We start from the raw sequence: 10,602 nt of genomic DNA on the forward strand, positions 1-10,602 counted from the left end.
GCTAGTCCTGGTGTCCGCTACTGGTGGCTGTCACCAATCAGACTACTATATTCCCACTCTATAGGGAAATCAGTTGAAGGGAAATGCGTATTCACGAATTTACGTAGCAAAATTCACTAAAAAATTATGCTAAATACGAAGCAAAAAATTATTCTTGCATTGTTTGTAGTCATACCTTCTCTTGAGTCGGATAAGTGGCATGAAATATATCGTACACTTGAATCAAGTGAGCGAGAAAATATACATCGAATAGCATCGAAAATTGAGAACGTAATGGCCTTCTTTATGCTTATGTTCCTTTTATCACGTTGTGTTAAATATCATGATGAGGCGACATATCAAAATTGTATGAATATGGGTTTTGAGCAGGGTTTTTGTCTTGAACAAGCCCAGGAAGCTTTAGAAAACAATAGACGATAAATAAGCTATTAGTCGCTAGCTATTTTATAACCAAATTAAATTGGTTTTTAAAGTAGAGAGTAATGTTTGTTTTGGATTAGGATGATATTAATCCGACAGGGGATAGTAGAGCGATTAATTCAAAAAAAACAAATTCAGGGATTTAAACCTAAATACTAACTCAATAGTAAAATTGTTATAGAAATAAACTTCGAGATGAACGTTAATATTTTTTAATAAAAATTATGTCTAAACAATCTTCCCCACATACCAAGAAATCTTCTCATGGAACTCTAATTATGGGTCTAGGTCTCCTAGCATTAGGAATGGTAAGCTTTTTATATAGAGGAGAAGAATTGACGATAAAGGATTTATTGTCTTGTATAATAACGGCTGGAGTCAGCTTTTTCTTATTGCCAATATTCTTAATGGTATTCATTCTTATGGCGGCCTCACCGATAACAGGAGTTATATTTTTATTTCTAGGAGTAATGCTTTTTTTGTCTCAGCCAGCGTATGCTACTGGCCTTGGGATTACTATTACTTCTTTGGGTTTAATAACAATGAGCAAAAAAAATCAAAATGATAGTAATTTGGAATAATTATAGTAATTCCCGCTGTTATGATATACAGTAGCAACAATTAGGAAACCAATTTCTTAAATGTTCAGGATTTATTAAGTTGAGGGCAACTGCTATTATTCTATCAATTGATAATTGCTTGCAAAAAGGCCGTTGAAGCCCGATCGCCCTTTCGTCAATTACACAACAAATACAAAACTCGATCGCCCTTTCCTCTCTATTGAAAAAGCCGATCGCATAAGCCGATCGCATAAGCTATCATTTTCAATACACCTCATCATGAAGGTGATAAGTTTCAACGGTTTAGCTCCGCGATCGCTTCATTAACTGTACCTCGAAACACCTTTCCAGATTGATAGTCTTGTTTTCCTTGTGCAATGTTAGCAGCAATTTCGGTGCGACGGCGATCGCTAAGTCTCCGGTGCATGATGACAAGTAAAGCAGTTTGTTCGTCTATAGACAATGTTTCGATCTCGTCTAAAATACGGTCAAATGTTGAGGTTTGCATGGTGAATTAGGTTTTGTGGCGATGAGGGCTGTCTTATTTTACTCAGGTTTAATAGAATTTGCTGAAGGCGATCGCACCTCCGATCGCCTGCTTTAAAGGTTTTTGAAGTCCGTGAGATAATAAATGTCTCTTGCTGGCACGATCGCTCTCTTTTGCGATCGAGGTTGACACTGACTATTATAAGGTGCAGAACTCTCAACCATTATTCGAGAAATTCAATCTGAAACAACACGATCGCCCGTAAGCGTTGCCCTCGAAGAGGATCGCCCCACCCAAATAGTCCTGAACCCACATCGAGGCCAGAAACCGGGTTTCTTCCTATATCTCTAGCCCAGAATCTGCGATTTTTCATAGAAACCCGGTTTCTTCCCGTAACTCCTACCAAATCAAAATCTGGCAATACCCTAAATATAATTAAAATTTGTTAAGATTAACTCGACCTCAGCGCCGGCATCCCATCCGCCGCTAAACCAGCCCTTCCCCAGTCCCCACAACAATGCTGCGACTCGAACACATCAGTAAAATTTACCCCACAGGCGTCGTACTCAAAGATGTCACCTGGGAAGTCAAACCAGGCGATCGCATCGGCTTAGTAGGCGTTAACGGTGCCGGCAAATCCACCCAACTCAAAATCATCGCCGGCGAAATCGAACCCACCGCAGGCGAAGTCATTCGCCCCGCCAGCCTCCACATCGCCTACCTCTCCCAAGAATTTGAAGTAGATCCGACTCGCACCGTCAGAGAAGAATTTTGGCGCGCCTTCAGCGAAGCCAACGAAGTCCACGAATCCCTGATGCAAGTCCATCGAGACTTGGAAAACTCCTCCCCAGAAAATCTCGACGAACTGATCCACAAAATGGATCGGCTGCAACGGCAATTTGAAGGCTTAAACGGCTACGGTTTAGAAGCCCAAATCGAGAAAATTCTGCCCGAAATCGGATTTGAACCTGAAGATGGCGATCGATTAGTCAGCGCCTTCAGCGGTGGCTGGCAAATGCGGATGAGTTTGGGCAAAATTCTCCTGCAAAAACCAGACATCCTGCTGCTAGACGAACCTACCAACCACCTCGACTTAGAAACCATCGAATGGCTGGAAGTTTACCTCAAAGGGCTGACAACCCCAATGGTAATCGTATCCCATGACCGGGAATTTCTCGATCGGCTCTGCACCCAAATCGTCGAAACCGAACGCGGCGTTTCCAGCACCTACCTCGGCAACTACTCCTCCTACCTGCTGCAAAAAGCAGAAGCCAGAGAAGCCCAACTCAGCGCCTACGAAAGCCAGCAAAAAGAACTCGAAAAACAGCAAGCATTCGTAGAAAAATTCCGCGCCAGCGCCACTCGCAGCACCCAAGCCAAAAGCCGCGAGAAACAGTTAGACAAAATCGAACGCATCGAAGCGCCCACTGGCGGATTAAAAACTTTGCATTTTCGCTTTCCCCCCGCACCCCGCAGCGGCCGCGAAGTAGCAATAATTGAAGATTTGGTGCACACCTACGGCGAAAAAATCCTATTCTTGGGAGCCGACTTATTGATTGAAAGGGGCGATCGTATTGCCTTTCTCGGCCCCAACGGCGCGGGCAAATCAACCCTGCTACGCCTGATTATGGGTTTAGAAAAGCCTTCTGAAGGTACAGTCAAATTGGGAGGCCACAACGTCATCCCCGGTTACTTTGAACAGAATCAGGCAGAAGCCTTAGATTTGAATAAAACCGTGATGGAAACCATTCACGACGAAGTACCAGACAGGAAAAATGAAGAAGTTCGGACTTTGTTGGGCCGTTTTCTGTTCACCGGCGAAACAGTATTCAAACAAGTCGGCGCTTTGAGCGGCGGAGAAAAAGCCCGTCTGGCTTTAGCAAAAATGCTGTTGACTCCGGTGAATTTGCTGATTTTGGACGAACCGACAAATCACCTCGACATTCCGGCGAAAGAGATGATGGAAGAAGCGATTCAGAATTATGACGGTACAGTAATTATCGTTTCGCACGATCGCTATTTCATCTCCCAAGTAGCTAACAAAATTGTCGAGATTCGGGATGGAGAATTTCGCCCTTATTTGGGAGATTACCACTACTATCTCGATAAAATTGCTGAGGAAAAAGAGCTAGCAAAAATCGCCAAACTTGAAGCTGAAAAAGCGGCTAAAAAAGCAGAAAAAGAAGCGAAGAAAAAAGCGACTGCTAAGCAAAAATAAAGTGGCAACGGTCGCAGATAAACCTTAGATCTGCGTTTATCTGCGTTCATCTGCGGTTAGAAATAAAACATCCCTATTTCTAACCCAAGACTCTCTTAATCATCTGATTCGCCTGCGACTCATAACTCCCACCAAACAAATTAAAATGATTCAAAATGTGATATAGATTATATAAACTTTTCCGCCGCTCGTAGCCTCCATCCAACGACCAAACCTGATTATATCCTCGATAAAACAGCGCCGGAAACCCGCCAAATAACTCCGTCATCGCGATATCAACTTCTCTATCTCCCAAATAAGTTGCTGGGTCAAAAATGACTGGTTCCCCCGCAGATGTCACCCCCGCATTTCCCCCCCACAAATCTCCGTGAACTAGCGAGGGTTGAGGTTCATAACCTGCTAACAATTCAGGAATCATCTCTAATAAACGTTCCCCTTGCGGAAAATGACCGCCCCGACGCCTAGCCAATTTTAACTGATAACCAATCCGATGTTCTGCCCAAAATTCTGCCCAATTTGCCGTCCAATTATTAATTTGCACAGTTGAGCCGATCGTATTATTAATATCCCACCCAAAACCACCCCTGAGCAAGCCCGAATTAGGCTCTTCTCCACCCCTTAGCAAGGTAGAATTAGGCTCTTCTCCCCCCCTTAGCAAGGGGGGGTTGGGGGGGGTGTATTTGTGCATTTCGGCGAGTTTTCGCCCCATTTCTTCCCAAGCTCGATCGCCCCCGCGACTTCCCAAATCCAGCCATTCCAGCACAATATAAGCTGAATTCCCCTCAGTTCCCCAGCAAATCGGCTCAGGTACTCGAATCGTCTGGGTTTCCCGCATTTGCTGCAAACCCAGGGCTTCAGCTTCAAACATCGCGACTTGGGAAGCTTGATTGATTTTCGCGAAATAAGCGCGGGAACTGCTGCTGATATAATAGCCTTGATTAATGCAGCCACCGCTGATGGAACGGCGATTGTCGATCGCAAATTTGTCTCCCGTTACTTCGGAGATATGCACGCTAATTTTGTCCCACATGGCATCAAATCGTGTTTAGTGCGATCGTAATTAGTTTAACAGCTAGAGTAACAAATATCGCAAATCAAGCTTTGGTAAATTATCCAGCACTTTGATTTAAAACTGCCTCAATTTGCCTTTCTATTTCTTGAAGTTCCCGACGTTTTTCAGCCAGCCAAACTTTTTGGACCTCGCATTCTGCTTGATTTTGGCGATCGCGCTTTTCCTGCTGTTCTAATAAATTTTCCCACAGCGACATTGCTTGTGCGATCGCACCGCTACTCGTCTCAACTCTTTCTTCAAATACTGCAATAATTCTTTCGTGTATCTTATCAAAAATCGACTGCGAAGATTCGTCGAACTTCTTAAACCCTAACTCAAAGACTTTTTGCTTAATCTGAACATGAATTCCATCAACATCTAGCCATCCGAACCCAAATGAGCCACCCGCAGCACTCGCTAATCCCCCTAAAATTACTGGAATAATACCAAGTCCTGTAAACGCCAGCAATATAGCCGCGACGGCTCCACCAAGACCTAAACCACCCAAAAAACCTCCAGCACCTCCAATATCTGAGTCGATTGAGGGAGCGATATCTAGTCCACCGATACCAATTCTATCCAACTTTTCTGCTATTCCTAAGTTCTTGAATTGAGTAACAAGGCTAGTGCTAAGTCGCCGATCGAATTCTTGAAACTCTTGTCGGATTGCATAAATCTCTTCTTTAATTTTTAATTCTAAATTTTCTATTTTTTGTTTTACTATAAACTGCAATTTTTGCTCGATCCAGATATCAATTTCTTGTGTTAGTTCCAACACAAATTGATTAGCATAATTTAGAATTAATTTGTCTTGGCTCAAAATATGATTATGCTCCGAAGTCCATTTATTACTTTTTGTAGCGAGGCGATCGCCCAATCCTTCCGCCCATTCATTCCAAGATTCAATAGTTTCTCCTACAGCTTCCTCCCTCAGTTCATTAGCTAAAATTCTAATCTTAACATCGCGGCCGCTTGCTTCCGCCATTTGTTCAAAAATCTTCGCCTTATCTCCTGGAGAAACTGTCAATTTTCCTTCTAAAATTTCCCTATATTGACTCAATTCATCGCAGCCAGTATTAATAATTTGCTTGATTCCGGCTGCGGATTGGTTAAGTGCGATCGGCCCCCGTTCAACTGTCAAAAACTGTTCCAGAGATTTGGTAAAATCCTGAAAAGATTTCACATACTCATTTTCCCTTCCCTCCAAAATCGCCTCAAGTGCAGATTGAGCCGAAATAAAATGAATCCGGTTTTCACCCACAATCAAAATTTGCTCTTTAACAATCTTTTCTACCCTTTCTCTTACCTGCTTGCGGCTTCCTTCCCGACGCAGCAAATCGGCAAAATTAACTAAAACAAAAATACTCTTCGCAGCTTCATTATCTTTACCCTGATTCAACTCTTTTTTCAAATACAACAGCAGTTCCCGCTCTTTTTCTGTCAAAGCATTTTGAGCGTGAGTCAAAAAAATTACCGCATCAGTTGTTTTGAGAACCTGTTCCGTAACTAACGTGCGTTCCGCTTGTTCGTTCAATCCGGGAGAATCAATAATTTCTACACCATTGGTACACAATTCGAGATTCGGATGCTCAAAAATGATTTCTTTGATTTCTGAATTGACAATTTCATCTCCAAAAGAACCTAAAGCCGCTTCCTCAGAAATCGAGGCTTTATCTTTATATTGCTCAGGTGAAATCTCCTCTTCGCGTCCGTCTTTGTATTTGCAAATCACCCGCTGCTGTAGCCCGTATGTCAAAACTGTCACCGTACCGCTACAGGGAATATCCCGCACCGGTTGAATTTCCTCCCCCAGCAAAGCATTGAGCAAAGTAGATTTTCCTTTACTAAACTCGCCGACAACAGCAACGCGAAACCGCTGAGATTCTAATTTACGAGATATCTTTGTTACTTCTTCTGTTAAATTAGGAGATAGCACGTTGCGATCGCTTCCATCTCGCAGGGTTAAACCTAGTTTTCCACAAACAGCATCCAGTTGTTGCCGATACTCCTGAAACTTTTTCAACTCCTGATAGGACGAGACTGAATTTTTGTGATTTTTTTGCTGTTTCGGTTTGGCTGGCAAATGTTGGATAATGTGACTAGCAGCACGGACAAACATAGAATCGAGAGATTGAAATTGTGCTGGAGCGAGTAACGAGTGGACTTCTGCTAAAGTTGCTGTATCGCTGATTGCTTGATTGCTAAAACTCGCTTCCAAAACAGTCAAAAATCGCCCAGCAATTCCGAGTCTGTTGGCGATGTTTTGCAAATACTGTTTTTCGCGATCGTCTATTGTCCCATCTGCCGCCGACATTTGATACCCAAAACTAATCAGCAGTAGTTTTTCCTCCTCAGAAAAACACGCTGTCAGCGCCAGCAACGCCGTCACTTTATTGTAAACTTGCCGGTCTTGCACGCTCTTAACCATCGGCATTACCAATGGGCGCAAACTGTTGTTAGCGGGGATAAGTTCCGTAAAAGTTGTCCGCAATCGCTGCTTTTCCTCAGCACTTACCGTACCGTCGGCATGGATGACTCCCAACAATACCGTCACTAGCGCCGCCAGAAAAAGCAGAGGCGGAGTAATATCCTCTTTTCGTAGTTTTTGCCCAGTCAGCAGCAAAACAAGCTCAACCGTTTGCGGACTAATTAGCGAAGTGTCCATTTGCAGGGCCTAGTGATAATTTTTTTTTATTTAAACTATCATAATATATTAGTTATTCTGTGGTTTGCTACCAGGGTAAAAATTGATGATGAACTTTGTATTTCCCGCAGCGGTACAGGCTGCGATCGAGGCTGGCAAGTACGCACAAGTGTTTACATCTGCTGGAGTGCCGATCGGCATGGCGAGAGATGCAGCGACGGGACAGTTTGCGGCCCATGCCGTCGGCGCTGCCCTCAACAATAGCCCTCTCTCCCCCTTGGTGTCTCCCATGCAGCTTGTTATGGGCGGCTTGCAGATGCAGCAAATGCACATGGGCTTTCAAGCCGTCCAAGCCAGTTTGGGCGTGCTGCAAGCGACAACAGCCGTCATTGGTGTTGGAACTTTCGCCGGGGTAGCCTTGTCGGCGGTGAATTTGCACCAGACATTGAAACTAAAAAAAGCAGTTGAAAAGCTGGAAGTTAAAGTAGAAAACGGTTTCATCAATTTAGAACAACTTTTGAAAGGCCAAGGTGCGGAAATTAAGCAATTAATTTCCGAAGTTGTTGCAGATATAAAATTTGAGAACCACCGTTTAGTCTTAGTGCAGGCTTACGGGTTATTTAATCAAGCAATTCAACGAATGCGATCGGCTTTGCGACTGGAAGATATCAACCGCCGCAATGCTGAAATTGATGCGGCGCGGGGGATGTTGTTTGAAGCTTTAGCCGATTACAGAAACCCGCATTTGTTGGCAGAAACCTGTGCGGCGGGACAGTTGCGCCGATTAGAGTGCGGTTGGGCGATCGAGCAAAGTATTATCGGCACGTATCAGGTGCAGAATGAATTTGGTGCTGCGGGCGATCGGATTTCTCAACTGCAACAAAAAATCCGTCAAGACGGCCTCGGTATTATAGACTGTTGTGACTCAGACGAAGAGCTTGACTTTCTTTTTCCTGAAATTACGCGAATTCACAATCACGATTTAGCCGCATTAGACATTTGGCTTCATCAGATTGAATGGATTAAATCTTTGCCGCCAAGTGAGTTAAAGCAGTTGCAAAGTGCTGATTTTAATAAATCTGACTCGGCTGTTAAGGTGGAGAAAAACTCAGCCGCAACAGCTTTAGCAATCCCAGACGAACAGTTATTTTATGAAAATTTGCGGCCGAAGTCTCATTTTTATGCGCTTCGCACTCAACTGGAATGGATGCTCGATCGGCAGCGACGTGAAAATTATGAAGATTATATCATTAAGCAAGGGCAAATAGCGGGTCATAAAAGTTTAGTAGCGTCGAATTTGGAAAAAGCCTCTGATTTTGCTGTTGCTAATCTCTTTTACTACTTCAGAGTCCGAGATGAATCGGAAGAGGAATTAGAATTAGATGCCGATCGAACTACAACTGATACCAATACTCCTACCGTTTTTGTTGAATCTTCCCCCAGCCATAAGGTTAAGCAACAAATTTATGAAAAAGTCAAAGCCGTTGTTGCCAAGCAACTAGAAGTTGATGCAAGTGAAGTCACCATCAACGCTAATTTTGCCAATAATTTAGGAGCCGATTCTCTCGATGCAGTAGAGCTAATCATGGCGATCGAGGAGGAATTCGACATTGAAATTCCCGATGAAGCTGCGGAGAACATAGAAACGGTTCAACAGGCTGTTGATTACATTTACAAAAAAGTTGCTGTTTAAAAAGCAAAGACAGTAACCAAGTTCAAATTCCTGAAACAGAAAAAAGCACTAGAAAGACTTCAAGGTTTAATGTAATACCAACTCAGAAGAGCGATCGGTGTAGGTACACAGCACTGCCGTTTCCCTACCAGGAACTCAGGCACAGCGGAAAACAAATTCTGTACGAGCCATGTCATTTTTAGTACAACAATAATCAAAGAAAATGAAGTCTAAATCAGTTACACAAATCAGCGGTCTTCCCGGTCAATTAGTCGGTGCAGTTCCACTCCGAACCAGTGGAACTGGAACTCTTAAAATTATTGGGGACACCTTACAAGGAAATTTCACTTCATTTTTTGGCTTAGAAATCAAAGAAATTGTCATTCCCCTTCAAAATGTCAAAGCAGTTGAAATTGGGGAAGGCTGTACTTGGTGGCTGCTCGGGCTCGGAATTTTAACCCTCGGTTTCTTTTTCATTGGTATTATATTTATTGTGTTGGCTTTTGTTGTAAAACAGCGTTATATTGTCATTTATACAAGTAGAAATAATCTGATTCTGTTTTGTGCAAAAAATGATAAAATCAACCAGTTTCGGAACGAAATTATAGAAGCTTGTCGTCCTAAACTGAGCTATATTTCCCGACCCTCTCAGTCTCCACCAGCACCACCTTCTTTAACCAAAGTGATTGATACTTAGCTAAATTTACCAGGGCGATTGCTATTTCTACCAAAGTGCGATCGGCTCTTCTCTTGAAGAAAGCACGAAGCGCGGTTAGAACAAAAAAGTTAGGGACATACAGTTTAAGGAGTAAAAATCTAATGCAACTAATTTTGGCAGAATTTTGTGGACGCTGGGGCTGTTCTTGGTGGGAGAACATTATCACCATCATCTTGGTTAGTCTGAAGGGTAAGGGTGCTGTACTATTGCTGGGATTATTGCTGATGTCGATATTTTTGGTCGTTCTAATATTGCTAGTAGGCTTGATAACAGCTTTTGAATTTATTGCTAGTTTTGGGAGAGACAAACAACAACCCCAAAACCCAAACAATTCTCATGAACAGGACCAAAGCATTTTATCAGCAGGAGCTAAGTTTGTCGGTCGTAGAGGAGCTAAATATTTGGGTCGTAAATTGAGAGAAGTAAACAAACATGAAGATATGAACAATCAAGATTAGTCTCAGCAAAGAGATAAACATAACAACAACCCAGATCGGTATCCTTTCTCTATTTTTTGTTTAATCATCTCAACAAACAAGGCCCTTTTCTTGATATCAGAAAGAGGCTTTATCTTATTATAAAATCCCAGGCATCGATCTATTTTCTCAGGCAGTGACCCGCCAAATATCTTCGCCACCGCAGCGTTTAACAACCGAGTTCGGGATGGAATCGGAGTGGTGCCACTGCGTCATAGACACCTAGAAAAGCTGTAAGGGTAAAAAACCCTGAAGACTGCACAGAATTAAGTCATCATCATCACCATGTAGAAAGAGAGGTCAAGCCCTCGGTCTATTAGTACGCCTCAGCTTCATCCCTCTCAGGACTTCCACTT

Annotated in this window: 10 protein-coding genes and 1 rRNA gene; 5 read left to right on the plus strand and 6 right to left on the minus strand. The window is 43.0% G+C overall.

The features are described 5' to 3' along the window. Window positions 1–644 precede the first annotated feature (644 nt). Window positions 645–1,001 carry a hypothetical protein gene (locus QUB04_RS08950; RefSeq protein ID WP_333283433.1) on the plus strand — a complete coding sequence of 119 codons (357 nt, stop codon included), beginning with the start codon at window positions 645–647 and terminating at the stop codon, window positions 999–1,001. A 274-nt stretch (window positions 1,002–1,275) separates the two neighbouring features. Here QUB04_RS08950 and QUB04_RS08955 read toward each other — a convergent pair whose 3' ends face one another. The 3 genes from QUB04_RS08955 to QUB04_RS08965 are packed head-to-tail and all read right to left on the minus strand — an operon-like array spanning window position 1,276 to window position 1,840. Beyond that, entirely contained in the window at window positions 1,276–1,488 is a 213-nt protein-coding gene (locus QUB04_RS08955) for a hypothetical protein (protein WP_333283435.1), read from the minus strand. A 48-nt stretch (window positions 1,489–1,536) separates the two neighbouring features. Continuing rightward, the gene (locus QUB04_RS08960) at window positions 1,537–1,659 is read right to left on the minus strand and encodes a hypothetical protein (RefSeq protein ID WP_333251184.1); all 123 of its coding nucleotides are present in this window, start codon (window positions 1,657–1,659) and stop codon (window positions 1,537–1,539) included. 31 nt (window positions 1,660–1,690) lie between these two features. Then, complete coding sequence (locus QUB04_RS08965) at window positions 1,691–1,840, minus strand: hypothetical protein (RefSeq protein WP_333283438.1); 150 nt, start codon at window positions 1,838–1,840, stop codon at window positions 1,691–1,693. A 144-nt stretch (window positions 1,841–1,984) separates the two neighbouring features. On the opposite strand from QUB04_RS08965, the gene QUB04_RS08970 reads away from it, so the two are divergent. Then, a complete protein-coding gene (locus tag QUB04_RS08970; protein ID WP_333283440.1) occupies window positions 1,985–3,685 on the plus strand; it encodes an ABC-F family ATP-binding cassette domain-containing protein in 1,701 nt (566 codons plus the stop codon). Between the two features lie 79 nt (window positions 3,686–3,764). Here the strand turns inward: QUB04_RS08970 and QUB04_RS08975 are convergent, their stop codons facing one another. Together QUB04_RS08975 and QUB04_RS08980 are read right to left on the minus strand one after the other, a co-directional pair. After that, window positions 3,765–4,715, minus strand: a complete 951-nt coding sequence (locus tag QUB04_RS08975; protein ID WP_333283442.1) for a fructosamine kinase family protein — start codon at window positions 4,713–4,715, stop codon at window positions 3,765–3,767. Between the two features lie 79 nt (window positions 4,716–4,794). After that, window positions 4,795–7,401 (minus strand): dynamin family protein, encoded by a 2,607-nt coding sequence (locus tag QUB04_RS08980; RefSeq protein WP_333283444.1) that lies wholly within the window; start codon window positions 7,399–7,401, stop codon window positions 4,795–4,797. A gap of 1,441 nt (window positions 7,402–8,842) precedes the next feature. On the opposite strand from QUB04_RS08980, the gene acpP reads away from it, so the two are divergent. The 3 genes from acpP (at window position 8,843) to QUB04_RS08995 (ending at window position 10,228) form a co-directional block, all read left to right on the plus strand. Next, the gene (gene acpP, locus QUB04_RS08985; protein ID WP_333283457.1) at window positions 8,843–9,073 is read left to right on the plus strand and encodes an acyl carrier protein; all 231 of its coding nucleotides are present in this window, start codon (window positions 8,843–8,845) and stop codon (window positions 9,071–9,073) included. Between the two features lie 202 nt (window positions 9,074–9,275). Continuing rightward, the gene (locus tag QUB04_RS08990) at window positions 9,276–9,749 is read left to right on the plus strand and encodes a hypothetical protein (protein WP_333283446.1); all 474 of its coding nucleotides are present in this window, start codon (window positions 9,276–9,278) and stop codon (window positions 9,747–9,749) included. Window positions 9,750–9,871: 122 nt separating this feature from the next. Further along, entirely contained in the window at window positions 9,872–10,228 is a 357-nt protein-coding gene (locus QUB04_RS08995) for a hypothetical protein (RefSeq protein WP_333101778.1), read from the plus strand. A gap of 126 nt (window positions 10,229–10,354) precedes the next feature. Here the strand turns inward: QUB04_RS08995 and rrf are convergent. After that, window positions 10,355–10,472, minus strand: a 5S ribosomal RNA gene (gene rrf / locus QUB04_RS09000). Window positions 10,473–10,602 lie beyond the last annotated feature (130 nt).

Source organism: Microcoleus sp. D2_18a_B4, from assembly GCF_036702475.1.
Taxonomy (GTDB): Bacteria; Cyanobacteriota; Cyanobacteriia; order Cyanobacteriales; family Microcoleaceae; genus Microcoleus.